The sequence below is a fragment of the Mycobacterium sp. H4Y genome (assembly GCF_000364405.1).
GTDB lineage: Bacteria > Actinomycetota > Actinomycetes > Mycobacteriales > Mycobacteriaceae > Mycobacterium > Mycobacterium intracellulare.
Genome location: NZ_AKIG01000002.1, coordinates 182,918 through 201,491 on the forward strand (window position 1 = coordinate 182,918; position 18,574 = coordinate 201,491).

General features: G+C 69.5%; 19 protein-coding genes. 11 read left to right on the forward strand and 8 right to left on the reverse strand.

The features are described from left to right. Positions 1 to 5: 5 nt before the first annotated feature. On the reverse strand, positions 6 to 2,183 hold the full coding sequence (locus W7U_RS14600; protein ID WP_008259205.1) for an acyl-CoA dehydrogenase: 2,178 nt from the start codon (positions 2,181 to 2,183) through the stop codon (positions 6 to 8). A gap of 128 nt (positions 2,184 to 2,311) precedes the next feature. After that, positions 2,312 to 3,079: an SDR family NAD(P)-dependent oxidoreductase gene (locus W7U_RS14605; RefSeq protein ID WP_008259206.1), complete on the reverse strand. Its 768-nt coding sequence runs from the start codon at positions 3,077 to 3,079 to the stop codon at positions 2,312 to 2,314. 112 nt (positions 3,080 to 3,191) lie between these two features. On the opposite strand from W7U_RS14605, the gene W7U_RS14610 reads away from it, so the two are divergent. The 3 genes from W7U_RS14610 to W7U_RS14620 all read left to right on the forward strand — a co-directional run bounded on the left by W7U_RS14610 (position 3,192) and on the right by W7U_RS14620 (position 7,007). After that, the gene (locus W7U_RS14610) at positions 3,192 to 4,721 is read left to right on the forward strand and encodes an ATP-dependent DNA ligase (RefSeq protein ID WP_008259207.1); all 1,530 of its coding nucleotides are present in this window, start codon (positions 3,192 to 3,194) and stop codon (positions 4,719 to 4,721) included. A gap of 82 nt (positions 4,722 to 4,803) precedes the next feature. Then, the gene (locus W7U_RS14615) at positions 4,804 to 6,330 is read left to right on the forward strand and encodes an Hsp70 family protein (RefSeq protein ID WP_008259210.1); all 1,527 of its coding nucleotides are present in this window, start codon (positions 4,804 to 4,806) and stop codon (positions 6,328 to 6,330) included. After that, entirely contained in the window at positions 6,330 to 7,007 is a 678-nt protein-coding gene (locus W7U_RS14620) for a nitroreductase family protein (RefSeq protein ID WP_029384716.1), read from the forward strand. Before W7U_RS14615 ends, W7U_RS14620 begins: the two co-directional genes overlap by 1 nt. Before the next feature lie 3 nt (positions 7,008 to 7,010). On the opposite strand, the gene W7U_RS14625 is transcribed toward W7U_RS14620, so the two are convergent. Next, entirely contained in the window at positions 7,011 to 7,976 is a 966-nt protein-coding gene (locus W7U_RS14625) for an LLM class F420-dependent oxidoreductase (RefSeq protein ID WP_008259214.1), read from the reverse strand. Positions 7,977 to 8,475: 499 nt separating this feature from the next. Here W7U_RS14625 and W7U_RS14630 point away from each other — a divergent pair, with 499 nt between their 5' ends. From W7U_RS14630 to W7U_RS14645, 4 genes are read left to right on the forward strand one after another with little or no spacing between them, the layout of a single operon-like run. After that, entirely contained in the window at positions 8,476 to 9,684 is a 1,209-nt protein-coding gene (locus W7U_RS14630; RefSeq protein WP_225336798.1) for an acetyl-CoA C-acetyltransferase, read from the forward strand. Then, on the forward strand, positions 9,681 to 10,463 hold the full coding sequence (locus W7U_RS14635; protein WP_008259218.1) for an enoyl-CoA hydratase/isomerase family protein: 783 nt from the start codon (positions 9,681 to 9,683) through the stop codon (positions 10,461 to 10,463). The genes W7U_RS14630 and W7U_RS14635 overlap by 4 nt, the downstream gene beginning before the upstream one ends. Beyond that, positions 10,460 to 11,605 carry a CaiB/BaiF CoA-transferase family protein gene (locus tag W7U_RS14640; RefSeq protein WP_014712132.1) on the forward strand — a complete coding sequence of 382 codons (1,146 nt, stop codon included), beginning with the start codon at positions 10,460 to 10,462 and terminating at the stop codon, positions 11,603 to 11,605. Before W7U_RS14635 ends, W7U_RS14640 begins: the two co-directional genes overlap by 4 nt. Beyond that, positions 11,606 to 12,901 (forward strand): acyl-CoA dehydrogenase family protein, encoded by a 1,296-nt coding sequence (locus tag W7U_RS14645; protein WP_008259226.1) that lies wholly within the window; start codon positions 11,606 to 11,608, stop codon positions 12,899 to 12,901. Here the strand turns inward: W7U_RS14645 and W7U_RS14650 are convergent. Then, complete coding sequence (locus W7U_RS14650; protein ID WP_008259228.1) at positions 12,898 to 13,569, reverse strand: MspA family porin; 672 nt, start codon at positions 13,567 to 13,569, stop codon at positions 12,898 to 12,900. The two genes, W7U_RS14645 and W7U_RS14650, sit on opposite strands and share 4 nt — an antisense overlap. Before the next feature lie 107 nt (positions 13,570 to 13,676). Between W7U_RS14650 and W7U_RS14655 the strand changes: the two genes are divergently transcribed. Next, complete coding sequence (locus tag W7U_RS14655; protein ID WP_225331023.1) at positions 13,677 to 14,006, forward strand: hypothetical protein; 330 nt, start codon at positions 13,677 to 13,679, stop codon at positions 14,004 to 14,006. A 6-nt stretch (positions 14,007 to 14,012) separates the two neighbouring features. Here W7U_RS14655 and W7U_RS14660 read toward each other — a convergent pair whose 3' ends face one another. From W7U_RS14660 to W7U_RS14675, 4 genes are all read right to left on the reverse strand, one after another. Further along, positions 14,013 to 14,978: a phosphotransferase family protein gene (locus tag W7U_RS14660; protein ID WP_008259232.1), complete on the reverse strand. Its 966-nt coding sequence runs from the start codon at positions 14,976 to 14,978 to the stop codon at positions 14,013 to 14,015. Then, a complete protein-coding gene (locus tag W7U_RS14665; RefSeq protein ID WP_008259234.1) occupies positions 14,975 to 15,781 on the reverse strand; it encodes an SDR family NAD(P)-dependent oxidoreductase in 807 nt (268 codons plus the stop codon). The genes W7U_RS14660 and W7U_RS14665 overlap by 4 nt, the downstream gene beginning before the upstream one ends. Positions 15,782 to 15,842: 61 nt before the next feature. Continuing rightward, positions 15,843 to 16,283, reverse strand: coding sequence for a DoxX family protein (locus tag W7U_RS14670; protein WP_014712133.1), 441 nt, complete (start codon positions 16,281 to 16,283; stop codon positions 15,843 to 15,845). Continuing rightward, positions 16,280 to 17,290 (reverse strand): alpha/beta fold hydrolase, encoded by a 1,011-nt coding sequence (locus W7U_RS14675; RefSeq protein WP_008259238.1) that lies wholly within the window; start codon positions 17,288 to 17,290, stop codon positions 16,280 to 16,282. The genes W7U_RS14670 and W7U_RS14675 overlap by 4 nt, the downstream gene beginning before the upstream one ends. 1 nt (position 17,291) lies before the next feature. Between W7U_RS14675 and W7U_RS14680 the strand changes: the two genes are divergently transcribed. The 3 genes from W7U_RS14680 to W7U_RS14690 are packed head-to-tail and all read left to right on the forward strand — an operon-like array spanning position 17,292 to position 18,515. Continuing rightward, positions 17,292 to 17,615 (forward strand): multidrug efflux SMR transporter, encoded by a 324-nt coding sequence (locus tag W7U_RS14680; RefSeq protein WP_008259239.1) that lies wholly within the window; start codon positions 17,292 to 17,294, stop codon positions 17,613 to 17,615. Positions 17,616 to 17,659: 44 nt separating this feature from the next. Then, the gene (locus W7U_RS14685) at positions 17,660 to 18,319 is read left to right on the forward strand and encodes a hypothetical protein (protein ID WP_008259240.1); all 660 of its coding nucleotides are present in this window, start codon (positions 17,660 to 17,662) and stop codon (positions 18,317 to 18,319) included. A 10-nt stretch (positions 18,320 to 18,329) separates the two neighbouring features. Next, entirely contained in the window at positions 18,330 to 18,515 is a 186-nt protein-coding gene (locus tag W7U_RS14690) for a hypothetical protein (protein ID WP_008259242.1), read from the forward strand. The last annotated feature ends 59 nt before the right edge of the window (positions 18,516 to 18,574 follow it).

An 18,574-nucleotide genomic window follows, 5' to 3' on the forward strand; every position in this document is an offset into this window, starting at 1 on the left:
CGGAATCAGTTGATCAGCGGGTCGCGCGGCATGCCGAGGATTCGCTCGGCGATCTGATTGCGGGTCACCTCGGAGGTGCCGCCGGCGATCGCCATGCCGCGCGCTCCCATCATCAGCCGGCCGGCCAGGGCGCCGGCGCCGTCGAGCAGCGCGACCTCGGGACCCAGCAGCGCCGCCATGATCGCGGCGCCTTCCACCATGTGCTCGGCCAGCTTCAGCTTGGTCACGTTGCCCTCGGGGCCCGGGCCCGCGCCTTCGACGCTGCGCGCGGCGCGCCGCAGGTTCAGCAGGCGCAGTGCGGTCTCCCCGGCCAGATAGTTCCCGACCCGAACGTGCCCGCCCGCCAACCGATCCGGGCGTTCCTGGGTCAGCTGCACCAGTTGCGAGGCCAGGCCCTCGTAGAACGACCCGCTGCCCCCGATGCTGACCCGCTCGTTGCCCAGCGTGGCGCGGGCGACCGTCCAGCCGGAGTTGGGCTCCCCGACGACGTCCTCGTCGGGCACGAACAGGTCGTTGAAGAAGACCTCGTTGAAGTCCGAGCCGCCGGTGATCTGCCGCAGGGGCCGCACCTCGACCTCGGGCGCTTTCATGTCGACGATCACCGTGGTGATGCCGGCGTGCTTGGGGGCGTCGGGGTCGGTGCGCACGGTGGCCAGCCCACGCGCGCAGTAGTGCGCCCCGCTGGTCCACACCTTCTGGCCGTTGATCTTCCAGCCACCGTCGACGCGGGTGGCCCGCGTCTTGATGGACGCGGCGTCCGAGCCGGCGTCGGGTTCGGAGAACAGCTGGCACCAGATCTCGTCCTTGCGCAGCGCCTTCTCCACGAATCGTTCGATCTGCCAAGGCGTTCCGTGCTGGATGAGGGTCAGGATCACCCACCCGGTGATCCCGTAGTCGGGCCGCTTGATACCGGCCGCGCGGAACTCCTCCTCGATGACCAGCTGCTCGACGGCGTCGGCCGCGCGTCCCCACGGCTTGGGCCAATGGGGCATCACGTAGCCCGTCTCGATCAGCTTGTCGCGCTGGGCGTCCTTGTCCAGTGCGGCGATCTCGGCGACGTCGGCGCGGACGCCGGCGCGGAGTTCTTCGGCCTCGGGCGGCAGGTCGAGGCTGTTTTCGCGGACGGCGCCGGCGGCGGTGCGCTCGAAGACGTCGGCGGCCGGGGCGTCACCACCGAACAGCGCCGTGGTCACCACGGCACGCCGCAGGTGCAGGTGCGCGTCGTGTTCCCAAGTGAAGCCGATGCCGCCATGCACCTGGATGTTGAGTTCGGCGTTGCGGACGTAGGCCGGGAACGCCAGCGCCGCGGCCGTCGCGGCGATCAGGCGGAATTGCGCCTCGTCCTCCGAGGCGTCCTCGCCCGCCGCGCGGGCGGCGTCCCAGACGGCGGCGATCCCGGACTCCGCGCCCACCAGCATGTTCGCGCAGTGATGCTTGACCGCTTGGAAGGTGGCGATGGTGCGCCCGAACTGCTGGCGCACCTTGGCGTAGTCGACGGCCGCCTCGACGCAGTCCGACGCCCCGCCGACCGCCTCGGCGGCCAGCAGGGTGCGCGCCCGGGCCAGCGCCGACTGCCGCGCCCCCGCCAGGATGTCGTCGTCGAACACCCGCACGTCCTGCAGGCGCACCCGGCCGGATCGCCGTGTCGGATCGAAGTTTTCCGGCACCTCGACCGAAACGCCGGCGCGGTCGCACTCGAGCACGAGCACGTCGTCGCCGGCGGCGATCAGCAGCAGCTCGGCAAGGCCGGCGCCCAACACGATTCCGGCCTCGCCGTTCGCGACGCCGTTGGCGACCTGCACCTGGCCGTCGAATCCGACGCCCGCGGTGACCGTTCCGTCGATCAGGCCGGGCAGCATCCGCGACTTCTGTTCGGCCGCACCGTCTTTGGCGATCACCGCCGACGCGATCACCGTCGGCACGAAGGGCCCCGGCGCCACCGCGCGGCCGAGCTCTTCGATCACCACCACCAGTTCGGGCAGCCCGAAGCCGGAGCCGCCGTACTCTTCGTCGACGTGCAGGCCGAGCCAGCCCAACTCGACCAGGTTCTGCCAGAATCCGGGCCGGGGCTCGTCGGCGGCATCGAGCAGCGATCGCGCCGCCCAGCGCGCCTTTTGCGCGGTCAGGAACCCGCGAGCCACCTCGGCGAGTTCACGATGGTCGTCGGTTAATGCGATTCCCATGAGGGGCCCTCCTCGCGCGCCGCATGCCAGCCGGGTGTGATTGCTGGGTGCCTGCCCCGCTTCGAGGGGAAGCGGGGCGGCTGGCTAAAGAGTGTACTTAATGCGGGGAGGGCCCCAACGGGCGGCGCCTACTTGGGCGCGAACCGCTGCCCGGCGTCCAGGCGCAGGCATTGGCCGTTGAGCATCGGGTTGTCCACGATGGCGGCCACCAGCTTGGCGTACTCCTCGGGACGGCCCAGCCGCTTGGGGAAGGCCGCGTCTTTGGTCAGCGCCGCCGCGAATTCGTCGGGAATGCCCTGGGTGAGGCCCGTCGCGAAGAGGCTCGGGGCGATCCCCAGCACCCTGATGCCCACCGAGCCCAGGTCACGCGCCATGGTCAGGCACATACCGGCGATGCCCGCCTTGGCGGCGGTGTAGGCGACCTGCCCGATCTGGCCCTCGAAGGCCGCGATCGACGCGGTGTTGATGATGACGCCGCGCTCGCCGGTGTCGGGGTCTTCGGGCTCGTTCTTCGCCATGTGCGCGGCGGCGAGCCGGCTGATGTTGAAGGTGGCGATGAGATTGAGGTCGATCACCGACTGGAAGGATTCGAGGTCGTGCGGCCCGGACTTGGTCAGGGTCCGCTTGGCGATCCCGCCACCGGCGGTGGTGATCACGACGTGCAGCCCGCCGAGCTTGTCGACCGCGGCCTGCAGTGTCTCCTCGGTGCCGGTGAAGTCGGTGACGTCGACGGGATAGAAGGTACCGCCGATGCCTTCGGCCACCGTCTTACCGTCGGAGCCTTCGCGGTCGAGCACCGCGACGTCCGCGCCGCGATCGTGCAGCAGCTCGGCGCTGGCGCGACCCATCCCCGAGGCGCCGCCGATGACGACGACCTTCTTTCCTTTGATCTCCATCCGGACCTCCCATTTGTTGCTTGTCAGAATCGAAGCAATCTGTAACGTTACGTAGGCACGCTAGCGTGTCCGCTCCGGACGCTTGTCACCGAGCCATGCCAAGCTGGCAACCGTGCTCCTCCTCGACGTGGCAAAGGCGTCCACCGACGTCGGAAGCACGTCGTCGCGGCTGAGAAAAGTCGCCCACATCGCCGACCTACTGGCGCGGGCCGCACCCGATCCCGCCCTCGTCATGATCGTCGTGTCCTGGCTGTCCGGCGAGTTGCGCCAGCGCCAGATCGGGGTCGGCTGGGCGGCGTTGCGCTCGCGCCCGCCGCCGGCCTCCCACGCCACGCTGACCGTGGGCGCCGTCGACGCCACCTTCTCCGAGATCGGCGCCGTGTCCGGCAAAGGCGCACAGGCGCGCCGCGCCGCGCTCCTTACCACCCTGTTCGCCGCCGCCACCGAAGCCGAGCAGACGTTCCTGCTGCGACTGCTCGGCGGCGAACTGCGCCAGGGCGCGCTGGCCGGAATCATGGCCGACGCCGTGGCCAAGGCCGCCGGGATCCCGGCGGCCGCTGTGCAGCGGGCCGCGATGCTGGGCGGGGACCTGCCCGCGGTCGCGGCGGCGGCCCTGTCCGGCGAACCCGCCGCCCTGCAGGCCTTCACCCTGCGCGTCGGCCGCCCGGTCGGCCCGATGCTGGCGCAGACGGCGCCCAGTGTGGCCGACGCGATCGAACGCCACGGCGGGCGGGCGATTTTCGAGGCCAAGCTGGACGGGGCGCGAGTGCAGATCCACCGCTCCGGCGACCAGGTCACCGTCTACACCCGAAGCCTCGACGATGTCACCGCCCGGGTGCCCGAGGTGGTGGAGGCGACGCTGGCGCTGCCGGTGAACGACCTGATCGCCGACGGCGAGGCGATCGCGCTGCGGCCCGACAACCGGCCGCAGCGCTTCCAGGTCACCGCCTCCCGGTTCGGCCGCTCGGTCGATGTCGCCGCGGCCGTTGCCGCGCAACCACTTTCGGTGTTCTTCTTCGACATCCTGCACCGCGACGGCGTCGACCTGCTCGACGCGCCGACCACCGACCGGCTGGCCGCCCTGGACGCGTTGGTGCCGCCCGCGCAGCGGGTCGATCGGCTGCTCACCTCCGACCCCGTGGAGGCCGGCGCCTTCCTGGACGCGACGCTGGCCGTCGGCCACGAGGGTGTGATGGCCAAGGCGCCGGACGCGCAGTATCAGGCCGGCCGCCGCGGGGCGGGCTGGCTGAAGGTCAAGCCGGTGCACACCCTGGACCTGGTGGTGCTGGCCGTGGAATGGGGGTCGGGGCGCCGCCGCGGCAAGCTTTCCAACATCCATCTGGGCGCCCGCGACCCGGACAGCGGCGAATTCGTCATGGTAGGAAAGACTTTCAAGGGCATGACCGACGCCATGCTGGACTGGCAGACCGCCCGGTTCACCGACCTGGCGATCGGCGGGACGGACGGCTACGTCGTGCACGTAAGACCCGAGCAGGTGGTCGAGGTGGCCCTGGACGGCGTGCAGAAATCGTCGCGCTACCCCGGCGGGCTGGCGCTGCGGTTCGCCCGCGTGGTGCGGTATCGCGACGACAAGGGCCCCGCCGAGGCCGACACCATCGACGCCGTGCGCGCGCTGTACTAGGCGAGGCCTTTCTTACAGGCGACCGGACGCGCCGAACGAAAAGGTTGTGCCCAAGCCCGAGGCGCGGTCCTAAACTTGCGCGATGAGAGTCGGCATCGACTTTGGCACCACCCACACCGTCGTCGCGGCCGTCGATCGAGGCAACTATCCCGTCGTCTCCTTCGACGGCGTCGACGCGTGGCCGTCGATCATCGCCGCCAATGCCGCCGGCGAGTTGCGCTTCGGCGCCGACGCCGCGGCCGTCCGGCACGATCCGGGGTGGTCGGTGCTGCGCTCGTTCAAGCGTCTGCTCAACGACGCCGGCCCGCAGACCCAGGTCAACCTGGCCGGGCGTGACTACCGCCTGGCCGATCTGCTCACCGGGTTCCTGGCGCAGCTCAAAACCGACCTGCAGCGTCACTCCAACGCCGACCTGGCCTCCGGCGAACCGATCGAAGCCGCGATCAGCGTGCCGGCCAACGCCTCGAGCGCCCAGCGCCTCCTCACGCTGGACGCCTACGTGGCCGCGGGATTCCGCGTCGTCGCCCTGCTCAACGAGCCGTCGGCGGCCAGCCTGGAATACGCCCACCGGTACCGCTCCACCATCACCACCAAACGCGAACACGTCCTCATCTACGACCTGGGCGGCGGCACGTTCGACGCCTCACTGCTGAAGATGACCGGGCACGCGAACGAGGTCGTCGTCAGCGAGGGCATCCAGCGGCTGGGCGGTGACGACTTCGACGAGGCCATCGTCGAGCTGGTGCTGGCCGGCGCCGGCCGGCCCGTCGTCGACGCCGCCACGCGCGACCTGCTCGCCGAGGAATGCGCCACCCGCAAGGAGGCGGTCGGGCCGCAGACGCGACGCTTCCTGGTCGACCTCTCCCCCGTCGATCGTCCCCCGTTCTCCTGCCCCATCGACGACGTCTACGCGGTGTGTGCGCCGCTGGTCGACCGCACGATGGAGCTGCTCGACCGGGTCCTGCGCGACCCGGCGCGCGGCCGCAAGGACGTGGACCTCTCGGAGGTGGCGGGCATCTACGTCGTCGGGGGCGCGGGCGGTTTCCCGCTGGTGTCCCGGATGCTGCGCAGCACCTTCGGCGACAAGCGGGTCAAGCGCTCGCCGCACCCCTTCGCCGCCACGGCCATCGGCCTTGCCGTCTTCCTCGACAAGGAATCGGGTTTCGCGCTGTCCGAACGCTTTTCGAGAAACTTCGGCGTCTTCCGGGAGGCGGAGGCCGGCGCCGGGGTCGTGTTCGACCCGATCGTGTGCAAGGACGTCTCGCTTCCCGACGACGGCCGATCCCCGCTGGTGGTGAAGCGCAGATATCGGGCGGCGCACAACATCGGGCACTTCCGGTTCGTGGAGTGCAGCCGCCTGGTCAACGGGCGGCCGGACGGCGACGTCACGCCGTACGACCCGGTGCTGTTTCCGTTCGACCCTGCCCTGCGCGACCGGGACGACCTCGGGCGTCAGCCGGTCGGCCGCTGGGCGGAGGGGCGGGACGGCCCCGATGTCGAGGAGCGTTACGTCATCGCGCCCAGCGGGGCGGTGGAAGTGACCCTGACGACGCACCCGGCCGGGTTCGAGCGCACCTTCCGCCTGGAGCGGTGCGGGTCGGCGAGTTGATGAGCCACCCCGGCACGCAGCTCTACGACGTGATGCGAACGGCGTTCGCCGCAAGGGAATTCACCGATGATCCGCTGCCCGACGAGGTGCTGGGGCGCATCTTCGACAACGCTCGCTTCGCGCCCAGCGGCGGCAACCGGCAGGGCGCCCACGTCACCGTGGTGCGCGACGCGGCGGTGCGGCGCAGGCTGGCCGAACTCGGGATGCCCGCCGCGCGCCGGTACTTCGCGCAGCTGCAGGCGGGTGAAAACCCCTGGAATTCGATCCATCCCAGCGCGGTCCCGCAGAAGGCCATCGAGGAGACGGAGATCCCCGACACGTTCGTCGCGCCGATCGCGAAAGCGCCTGTGGTTCTGGTGGTTTCGGTGGATCTGACCGTCGTCGCCGCCCTCGATCAGCATCTGGACCGCGTCGGCATCGCCGGCGGGGCGTCGGTCTATCCGCTGATTTGGAACATCCTGCTCGCCGCGCGCAGCGAGGGCTACGGCGGCACCATCACGACGATGGCCATCGCCGCCGAAGGGGACGTCCGCGGGCTGCTGGGCATCCCCGATCGGCATGCGGTCGCCGCGGTGGTGCCGCTCGGCAAACCGGTGCGGCAGCTGAGCAAACTGCGCCGCCGGCCGGTCGCGGAGTTCGTCACCCGGGATCGGTTCGACGGCCCGCCGTTCGGCTGAGGTTCAGCGGGTTTCGCCGCGCAACTCGGGCAACACGGCTTGGCGCCACGCCGCGAAGAAACCGTCCATGTCGGGACCGATCTGCTGCACGTAGATCTCGTCGATGTCGGCGTCGATGTACTGGCGCACCTGCGCGACGTGCTTCTCGGGGTCCGAGCCGCAGGCGACGCTCTCGGCGACGGTCTCCGGTGGCACCAGCGACATGAGTGCGGCGAAATCCTTGGGCCGCGGCAGGATCTGGGAGGTCTGGCCGGGCAACCCCTCATTGGCCCACAACCGATGCGCCGTCTTGAGCGCGGCGTCGGCGTCTCGATCCCAGCAGACCTTGGTTCCCGCCTGTACCGGTTTGTCGCCGCCGCCGGCCTCGCGGAATTGCTTGACCAGATCGCCGTCGGGCATGGCGATGCTGTACCCGTCGCCGATGCGGGCGGCCACCTCCACGGCCTGGGGTCCGAACGCGGACACGTAGATCGGCACCGGCTGCTCCGGCCGCGTGTAGACCCGCGCTTCCTGCACCTCGTAATGCTTTCCGTGGTGGCTCACCTCGCCACCCTGGTGCAGCTTGCGGATGACCTCGACCGCCTCCTCCAGCATTTCGAGGCGCACACCGGCGGACGGCCATGGGTCGCCGAGAATGTGCTCGTTGAGCGCCTCGCCGCTGCCCACCCCCAGCACGAAGCGCCCGTCGAGTTGCACCGCCGCTGTCGCCGACGCCTGCGCGATGACCGCCGGATGGATCCGGATGGTCGGGCAGGTCACCGCGGTGCTGACGGGCAGCGACGTCGCCTCCGAGAGGGCACCGATCACTCCCCACACGAACGGGCTTTGGCCCTGCTCGTCGTTCCAGGGGTGGTAGTGGTCGGAGATCCACAGCGCGTCGAAGCCGGCGGCCTCGGCGCGCTTGGCCTGGTCGATGAGCTCCTTGGGGCCGAATTGCTCGCAGGTGAGAAAGTATCCGATCTTGGTCATGGCGCCCGGCTACCCGCTCAGCGCCCGGTTATGCGCGGCCGATGGGGGTGGCGTGAACGGGGCTGCGGCGCAGCGTGTTTGCGCCCAACCGCGCGGCACGCAACATCGGCCTCATTGGTCGCGTCCCGGAAGGGCAGTAGCGAATGCCCACCTCCCAGCGACAACGGCACCGCGCCGGGCCCCCCGCACGACGGCACCGCGCCGGGCCCCCGCACGACGGCACCCCGCCGGGCCCCCGCACGACGTTGTCGCTAGGAGGCGGGCAAACAGCTTGCGCCCCCCGCCGGGCCGGTGTGGCAGATGTGACTGGGGCCCCCGCAGCGGCCCGCCGGCGCCACAGGCGGCGCTGGCCCCCGCACGCACCGCCCGCACAGCCCCGCGTCCCGCGAGAATCGCATCGCCAATTCGGAGAAGGTGGTTCTCCGCGGCCGAGAGACGATTTACGATCGCTGGTGACCTGAGCCCACCACGACGATCGGAGTCCGCCATCGACGCCTGGATTCTCGACGCGGTACGCACGCCGCGCGGGCGAGGCCGCCCCGACGGCGGACTGCACGCGGTGCACCCGCAGGCCTTGCTCGCGCGCTGCCTCACCGCGCTGGCCGAGCGGACCGACTTCGATCCGGTCGACGTCGATGACGTGATCGCCGGCAACGGCATCCTCAGCGGGGACCACGGCGACGACATCGCCCGAATGTCCGTTCTGTTGGCGGGGTGGCCGGAGACCGTGCCGGGGATGACGTTGAGCCGGTTCTGCGGCTCGGGCCAGCAGGCCGTCACCGTTGCGGCGGCGGGCATCGCCGCCGGCAGTGAGGATTTGGCGATCGCCGGCGGTGTCGAGTCGATGTCGCGGTGGGGGGTAACGGCCGGGGTCCCGACGATCGACGGCAACAATCCCGATCTTCGCGCAGTGTACCCGACTGTGCCACAAGGCATTTCGGCAGATCTGATCGCGACACTGGAGGGATTCGGCCGCGAGGTCGTCGACGCCTACGCCGCGCAGAGCCAGAGCCGCGCCGCCGTGGCCATCGAGGAGCGGCGCTTCGATCGTTCCCTGGTCGACGTGGCCGCACCCGCCGGCCGCTTGGAACACGACGAGCATCCGCGCCCGGGCACCACCACTGAGACGCTGTCACGCCTCACACCGGCCTTCGAGGCGATGGGGGCCGCGCGCGCCGACGGCGAGCAACGCACGTTCGACGAGATTTGCCTCGAGCGCTATCCCGGCGTCGACCGCATCGATCACGTGCACCACGCGGGCAACTCGTCCGGCGTGGTCGACGGCGCCGCCGCCGTGCTGCTCGCCTCCTCCAACTGGATGCACACCCACCGCGTGACCCCGCGGGCGCAGATCCGGGCGACCGCGGCCATCGGCAGCGAACCGATCATCATGCTCACCGCGCCCGGCCCCGCGGCGCAGCGGTGCCTGGAACGCGCCGGCATGACGGTGGCCGACATCGATCTGTGGGAGATCAACGAGGCCTTCGCCGCGGTCCCGCTCAAGACGATGCGCGATCTGGACATCGATCCCGACGTGGTCAACGTCAACGGCGGCGCGATCGCCCTCGGGCACCCGATCGGCGCCACCGGCGCCATGCTGATCGGCACCGTTCTCGACGAACTCGAACGTCGTGACCTGACAACGGGACTGGTGACCATGTGCACGGGCGGCGGGATGGGCACGGCGACGATCATCGAGCGGGTGTGAGGGTGCCGACCACGCTGGAGCTCGACCGGCCCGGTGACGGTGTCGCCGTCCTGCGTCTGAATCGCCCGCAGCGCCTCAACGCCATCAACGAGACGATGCAAACCGAATTGCGCGGCCTGCTCGGCGATTTGGCCGTCGACGCCACGGTGCGCGCCGTGGTGCTGACCGGCGCCGGACGCGGGTTTTGCGCGGGCATCGACGTGCGCGACTTCGGGCCGTCGATGCTCGAAGCCAGCGCGCCGGCGCTGGAGCGGATGCGCTTCCAGGAGAGGATGGCCGCCCTCGCCGAAGCGGTGCGCGCCCTGCCGCAGCCCGTCATCGCCGCCGTCAACGGCCCCTGTGTCGGCGCGGGCCTCGCGCTGTGCCTGGCCGCGGACATCCGAATCTGCTCGGCCGCCGCCACTTTCGGCAACGCCGCCATCCTGCTGGGGCTCTCCGGCGCCGAGATGGGCATGAGCTATCACCTGCCGCGCATCGTCGGCACCAGCGTGGCCGCCGATTGGATGCTCACCGGCCGCACGGTGTCGGCGACCGAAGCCGATCGGCGCGGGCTGGTCAGCGAAGTCGTCGCGGCGGATGGGTTGGCCGGCCGAGCGGTGGAGTTGGCCACGTTGATCGCGGGCCATGCCCCGCTCGGAGCGCAACTGACCAAGCGCGCCCTGCAGGTCAACACCGACGCCGCGAGCTTCGAGTCGGCGCTGGAACTGGAGAACCGCAACCAGGTGATCACGCACGCGACGGACGAGGCGGCCGAACGCTGCAAGAAGTGGTCTTCATGACCGGACCCCTGCGCGGCGTCCGCATCGTCATCATGGGCGGGCTGGGGCCCGCGCCGTTTTGCGGAATGTTGTTGGGCGACTTGGGCGCCGACATCGTGCGCATCGACGCCGTCGCGGGGGTCGACGCGCCATTGCCGATCGACTACACGGTCCGGCGCGGCCAGCGCTCGCTGGCCGCCGACGTGAAAGACCCCCGTGGGCGGGACCTGGTGCACCGGCTGGCCGCCGGCGCCGACGCCTTCGTCGACGTGTACCGCCCGGGGGTGGCCGAACGGCTGGGCATCGGGCCGGACGCGCTGACCGAGCGCAACCCGCGCCTGGTCTACGCCCGCATGACCGGGTACGGGCAGGACGGGCCGCTGGCCGGTCACGCCGGTCACGACATCAACTACCTGGCCCTCACGGGCGCGTTGCACGCCATCGGCACCGCCGAATCCCCGGTGCCGCCGCTGAATCTGATCGGCGACTACGGCGGCGGCGGAATGCTTTTGGCGGTCGGCCTGCTCAGCGCGATCCTCGAGGCGCGCGAGTCCGGGGTGGGTCAGGTGCTCGACGTCGCGATGGTCGACGGCGTGGCGACGCTGTTGGCGCCCTACTTCGGGATGCTGCCGGCCGGCACCTGGCGCGACGAACGCGAAGCCAATCTGCTCGACGGCGGCGCGCACTTCTACGGCGTCTACGCCACGGCCGACGGTGGTCACGTCGCCGTCGGCGCCATGGAGTCGAAGTTCTACGCCGAACTGTGCGATCGCCTCGGCGTCACCGTGCCCCAGGACGACGACGCCCCGGCCGCGTGGGCCGCGCACCGCGCCGCCCTGGCCGCCCGTTTCGCCGAGAAGCCCCGCGATGAATGGGAACGCATCCTCGACACGCCGGGATGCTGTGCCACACCGGTGCTTTCGCTGACCGAGGCGCCGCGGCATCCGCACCACGTCGCGCGGCGGACCTTCGTCGAACTCGACGGCATCACCCAGCCCGCGCCGGCGCCGCGCTTCTCCCGCACGCGACCGGCTACGCCGTCGGCCCCCGCGCTGCCGGGCGACCACACGCAAGCGCTGCTGCGCGAGGCGGGATTGGACGCGCAAACCATCGCCGAACTCGTCGACTCCGGCGTGGTGGCACAGAGCAAGAGGAGACGCTGAATGTCGTGGGACTTTTCCACCGACCCGGAATGGGCCGAGCAACTGGAATGGGTCGAAGGCTTCGTCCGCGAGGAATGTGAGCCGATCGACCTGATCGTCAAGGAGTCTCACGACCTGGGCGATCCGGTGCGCCAGGCGCTGATCCCGCCGCTGCAGGAGATCGTCAAGGAGCGCGGGCTGTGGGCCACGCACCTCGGTCCGCACCTGGGCGGCCCGGGCTACGGGCAGGTGAAGCTGGCGCTGCTCAACGAGATTCTCGGTCGCTCGGAGTGCGCTCCGATCGTCTTCGGCTCACAGGCGCCCGACTCCGGCAACAGCGAGATCCTGGCGCACTACGGCACACCCGAGCTCAAGGCGCGCTACCTCGAGCCGCTGCTGGACAACCGCATCATCTCCTGTTTCTCGATGACCGAGCCGCAGGGCGGCGCCGACCCGAAGGTGTTTCGCACCACCGCGGTGCAAGACGGCGATCACTGGGTCATCAACGGGGAGAAGTGGTTCTCGTCGTTCGCCTCCTTGGCGTCCTTCATCATCGTGATGGCGATGACCGACCCCGAGGCGCCGCCGTACGAGCGCTACTCGATGTTCGTCGTTCCCGGCGACACCCCCGGCATCAACGTGCTGCGCGACGTGGGGCTGGGCTACCAGCCCACAGGCGGCGGGCGCGAGGGCTATGTCCGCTACGAAAACGTCCGCGTGCCGGCCGATCACATGCTGGGGCCGCGCGGCGGGGCGTTCGTCGTCGCGCAGACCCGGCTGGGCGGTGGGCGCATTCACCACGCGATGCGCACGGTCGGGCTGGTCCGCCGGATCTTCGACATGATCTGCGAGCGGGCGGCGTCGCGCTACACCCAGGGCGAGGTCCTGGCCAACAAACAACTCGTGCAGCAGATGGTCGCCGACTCATGGATGGAGATCGAGGCCTTCCGGCTGCTGACGCTGCAAACCGCTTGGAAGATCGACCAATTCAACGACTACCACGCCGTGCGGGCCGACATCTCGGCGGTCAAGGCGATGATGCAAAAGGTACTGCACGACGTCTCCTCGCGGGCGCTTCAGCTGCACGGGTCGCTGGGCACCACCCACGAGATGCCCTTCGTGCAGTACCTGGTGGAGTCGTTCGTGCTCGGGCTGGCCGACGGCCCGACGGAGGTGCACAAGGTGACGCTGGCGCGGCTGTTGCTGAAAGACCGCGAGCCCGCACCCGACCTGTTTCCCTCCGAGCATTTGCTGCGGCTGCGCGCGGCGGCGGAGGCGAAGTTCGCCGACAAGCTGGCGGGCATCCCCCGCGGCTAAACCGCTTTCGTGACGCCCACGTAAGACAGCACCACGTCGGAGAGGTCGGTCTGGCGGGTCAGCACCGCATAGGAGCGGATGAACGACTGGCCCACGCAGCCGTCGATCTTGACGTGGAAGTTGCTGATCATCACCCAGGGATTCGCGCCCTTGAACTGCTTCTTGATCACCGGCACCACGATCACCAGGCCCGGCTTGAGTCCGACGCTCATCACGCCGTTGATGGGTGCCGACACGAACGGCAGCAGGGGCGGCAGCGTGCCGGTGGCGTCGAATGTCGGGCTGACACCCGGGATGATCCCGGCGCCGCCCTCCATGATCACACCGTTGGAGGTGCTCATGTCGATCCCACAGCCGATCTGGTAGCCGACTTCCAGGACGCCGTGGGCCTCTTCGGGTCCGCGGAGCGAGCCGACGAAGATGCCGCTGGACATGTATTCGCGCGACGAGATCGCGGTGGTCAGCGGCGCTACCGGAACCTGCATCTCGTCCTTGGCGCCCAATCCCAGCGTCCAGCCGTCGGGGGTGTTCAGGATCGCGGGGGGATTCGAGGGCACCGCCGCGCCGGCCGGTGGCGCCGCATCGGGCGGGGCTGGACCGAGCTGGGGTTCGGAGTCGGCCGAGGGCGCCGCGATCACCGACATGGCGAGGCACACGGCGATAGCCATGGCACGACGGACGACGATGGCTACCGGCCTCACGGGCGAAACCGTACGCAGGGTCGCATTTGGTGCGCGAAATTTGCTGGCCGGCAATCCACATTTGTTGTTCGTTCGTGACTGTTATGCAATGTAGAATCGGCAGTAGCGTTTCGACAATCTCCAGCATCCGGCGGATCACGGAGAGGGTGGCGATGATTTCTCGCAGGTGCGCTTGCCTACTGGTCGCGGGTTCGACGGTCCTCGCGGCGCTGACCGGTGGCACCGGGACGGCCCTTGCGAATCCGGATGCCGGCCAGCAGCCCGACATCCCGGCGATCGACGAATGGCCGATACAGTTCCCGACCACAATGACGAATCCGATCGACGATGATGAAAACGAACTGTCGACCACCGGCGGCGGTGTCGGAATGGTTTGTCAAAATCTCGGGGCCCACTGCGGCTGAGTACCGTCAGGCCAGCATCGACAGGGCGCGCGCCAGCAGCCGCGGCAGACTGGCTGCCATCGCTTCCAATTCGTCCCGCGGCGACCGCCTTCGGCGGTTGTGCTTGACGATCAGCGACCACGTCGCCACCGATTTGTAGCACGCCAACGCGGTGAACCAGCCCAAATCGGTTGTCTCGCAACCCAACTCGCACCGATAGAGCTCGGCGAGTTCGGTGGTCGGCGGTGCCATCCCGTCCGGGGCCCGAATTCTGCGGTAGGTGTCCGGGTCGCAGTTGATCAGGAACCAGCCCACATCGATGCGCGGATCGCCGATCGACCAGATCTCCCAGTCGATGACCGCGTTGATCCGCGCCCCGGAGGCGAGCAGGTTGCCCAGCCGAAAGTCACCGTGCACCACGCCCGGCGCCATCGCGCTTGGCACGCAGGCCAATAGGGCGTCGCGGACGTTCGGCCAGCCGGGTGCCAGCGCCGGATCGACGGTGTTCAGCGTGTCGGACCAGCGGTGGACTTCGGCGACCGGGTCGACGACGGGTTCATCGCCCAGCCCGAGCTCCGTCGGCGAAAGCCGGTGCAGCGCGGCCATGGCCCGGCACGCGTTCCGGTACCGGTCGGTCACGTCCGCAAAGGGCGCGCATCCGTCGAAGAGCGGTTCGACACAGTCGCCGTCGACCCGGGACATGACATACAGCGGCGGTGCGTCCGGGGGATGTCCCGGGTCCTCCCGCAGCACGTCGGGAACCGGAACACTGGTCGCGGCAAGGGCTTTGAGGATACGCGCCTGGCGCAGCACGTCGCGATGAGCGACCGGTTCGACGCCCGGTGGGGCGACCTTGATCACCACACGCCGGCCACCCAGATCACCCCCGAAGGTCAGGCTGGAGGCGCCCCCGGACAGTGGAGCGACGTCCGTGACCCCCGCAGCGGCGAGGCGCGCGCGCAGTTCGCCCAGGTCGAGCTCGGCTCTGCTCATTCAGCCAGCGTGCCGGTTCTCGTCCAGCCGACCTCGGCGAGGAACGGCTGGGTGTGGGCGATGCGCCCGGTCAACGACTTGGGATCGCCCGTGCACAACCGGAACGCGGTTTCGGTGATCAGGGCGATGTCTTCGGTGTCGGTCTTGGCCAGGTCGAGGGTGCCGGCGCCGGGCGTGGCGACGGGGTTGGACGGTGCGGCGGCGTTCACGGCGATGCCGTCGTCGTACAGTTCTGCCGCAAGGCTTTTCGTCAACCGATTGAGCGCGGCCTTGGCAGTCCCGTAGATGCCGAAGCCCGCGGTCCGGTCGAACTCGGAGAAGGGCGGGCCGGGCGGCAGGTCGCCGCCCACCGAGGTGAGGTTCAGGATCCAGCCGCGCCCGCGCTCGCGCATCGCGGGGATCGCCAGCTGGCACAGGTGCAGCGGGCCGAGGACGTGCATTTCCATCATCAGCCGGGCGCGCCGCTCGGGGAACCCGTCCAGGGGCCGCAGGAAGGTGACGGCGGCGTTGTTCACCAGGATGTCCGGTGCGCCGACGGCGCCGGTCACCTCGGCGAAGAGCCGTTCGCGGTCTTCGGCTTGGGACAGATCCGCTTGGACCGCAATGGCTTTCCCGCCGGCGGCGACGATCTCGTCGCGCGTCTGGCTCAGCGAGCCCTGGTACTTGGGATCGGGATCCATCGTGCGTGCGGTCAGCGCCACGGTGGCTCCGCTCTCGGCCAGGCGCGCGGCAATCGCCTTGCCCAGGCCGCGGCTGCTCCCGGTGACGAGAGCCACCATCCCGTCGCACCGCTGCACGCTCATTGGTCGTCCTCCTCCGGAACCGCCGTCATCGGAAATGGCTTCTCCGCATCAGAGAATGCCATTATCGCCGGTTGAGGGGAAGCCTCCTGCCGCGCGCCGCGTCGAGCGAGTAGGGGCCGCCGCCGATGAAGACCAGCAGGAAGAACGCGAAGCAGAAGAGGATGGACAGCGCGCCGCCGTTGCCCCCGGGCGGGTCGGCGACGGGCCAGAGGGCCATGGGCTGATGGATCCAGAAGTAGGCGACCGCCATCTCGCCCGACGCGATGAATGCGGCGGTGCGCGTGAACAACCCGGCGGCGACGAGCAGGCCGGCGACGATCTCGATCAGGCCGGCATACCAGCCGGGCCAGGATCCGAACTCGACGACAACCGGCGAGCGTACGGGCCAATCGAACAGGCTCCTCGACCCGTACGCGGCGAAGAGCAGGCCGTAGACGAGGCGAAACGCGGACAACACGGCCGGGGCATGGCGGGCCAGGCGGCGGTCGAGACCCTTCGTCACGATCCACACGTTACGGTCGCGGTCCAGTCCAGCAGTCGCCGCCACAGCCGGTGCCGGCTCGACGCCATGTTGTGGCAGTGCGCGCTGTCCGCCAACACCACCGTTGTGATGTCGGGGCAACTCCGGTACAGCGCCGCCTCGGCGCGGGGATCCGGTGAGACGTCGACGGCGCCGAAACCGACCAGCACCGGGACGTCGATGCGCGCCGCATGATCGGCCACGATGCCGGGGATCATCGCCGTGCCGAACACCCGCGGCACCACCGACTTGGCGGTGACGGAGTCGGCGGCGACGACGGCCGCGGGAACGTCGGCGAGGTGAAACCAGCTCTGCAGATGCTCGCGCGGGCCCTCGAAATACGGCTGCGGCAAGGCCGAAAGGATTTCCTGGGCGAGCTCGGCGCGCCCCTGCGGGGATCCGGCGCGAGCGATGAGCGCGGCATCGAGGTTCAGCGGCGCGACGTGCTGATTGGTGCACCCGAGGAGCGCCATGCCGCAGTAACTGGGGAACAGCGCTTGCTGGGTGAGGGCAAGGTAGCCGCCCAGCGAATGCGCCACGGCCACCGGCGGCGCGTGGACGCCGATGGTGTCCGGCAGAGCCGCCACGGCGCAGGCCAGCGTGGCGGCGATGTCGGCGAAGTCGAAGTCGCGGGCCGGTTGCGAGCTTTCGCCGGTGCCCAACGGATCGATCGTCACGACCGCGTAGCCGTCGCCGGTGGCGAATTCGGCGAAGCTGTACCCGTCGTGGCCGGGAATCTCGAGATCCCAGTACTCGCGGCTGTAGGTGCCGCCCGGCAGGCAGACGAGGACGGCGGCCGCGGCGTTGCCCGCGCGCGCCGGGTAATAGGTCGCCGCCAGCGATGCCCGCTCGCCGATCGCGCCGCTGACGTCGAGGCTCAACACGTGAGCGGGAAACGCCATCGCACGCAACTCCTTTCCGAACGGACGCCGCGCCAGGGTGATCAGTGTGTCAGGTTCGCCGTACCCGCGGCTAGCGTTGTCGGGCATGTTGACCTACCTGTACCTGCTCGGCGCGATCTTCGCGGAAGTGGTGGCGACCAGCCTGCTCAAGAGCACCGAAGGTTTCTCCCGACTCTGGCCGACCGTGGTTTGCCTGATCGGTTACGCCATCTCGTTCGCGCTGCTGGCGGTCTCGATTTCGCGCGGCATGCAGACCGACGTCGCCTACGCGTTGTGGTCGGCCATCGGCACGGCCCTCATCGTGTTGATCGCCGTGCTGTTCCTGGGCTCGTCGATATCGTTGACCAAGGTCGTCGGCGTCGGCCTGATCATCGCGGGTGTCGTCACGCTCAATTTGAGTGGCGCCCACTGAGGGCAACAGCCAGGATCGACGCAACGACTCGTGGCAGGAGAAAAGTGACCTTTCGATTCCGTGGCCTCGCCCTCGTTGCGTTGACCATGGCGCTGGCATTGCTGCTCGCTCCGCGCGCCTCGGCCGACGCCTACACCGACGAGCTGGTGGCCCACTTCAACGCCGAGACGCATGTGGTGACCGACCCCGGGGCCAGGCCGCCGCTGCGCAATGTCGGCGAACTGAATCGGCAGATCCTCGCCGGTCCGTGGACGTGGAGCCCCCAGCCACCGGTCTGGGTGGCAGCGGTGGCGCCCGGCAACAGCGGTGTGACCACGGCGGATGCCATCCACGGCGCGATGTCGGCGCGGGAGCCGAAGTTCAGCGGCGTCATCGTCGTCATCGACTCGCACGGCTACCACGTCCGTGCCTACAAGGTGCCCAAAGTCATTGCGGACCGCGTCGATGAATTGATGAATCAGTCGGCCACCGAGCACGGACCCGACCCGTACGCGACCACCAGTGCGTTCGTCAGCGGGCTGGCCGGCGTCAACGTCCCCGCCAACGCGCCGGTGGCCACCTCTTCGGTCGCCCACGAGAAGCACGACGAGTGGGCCTGGCTGAAGGTGACGCTGGTCATTTCCGGCATCGCCCTGGCGATGGGCGCACTGCTCTGGATCGTCGTGCGCCGAAATCGCAAGCACCGCAAGCCAATCGACAAGTGAGGTCTTCCCGATGAGTACGGACAAGATCAATCGCGGCATCCTGCTCGCCATGGTGCTGATCGGAGCGATCGCCTACGGCTTGCTGTACAGCCACGCGTCGACCGTGTTCAAGCTGCTCGTTCCGCTCGCCCTGCTGTTCCTGCTGGGGCTGGTCATCCGCGACGTGCTCAAGGACCGGGACTCCGGAAAGCCCTGACGTCACGCCGCGACGATTGGGGTAGCGTTCCCGGGAAAGTTTCGCCTCGTGCGGCGGCG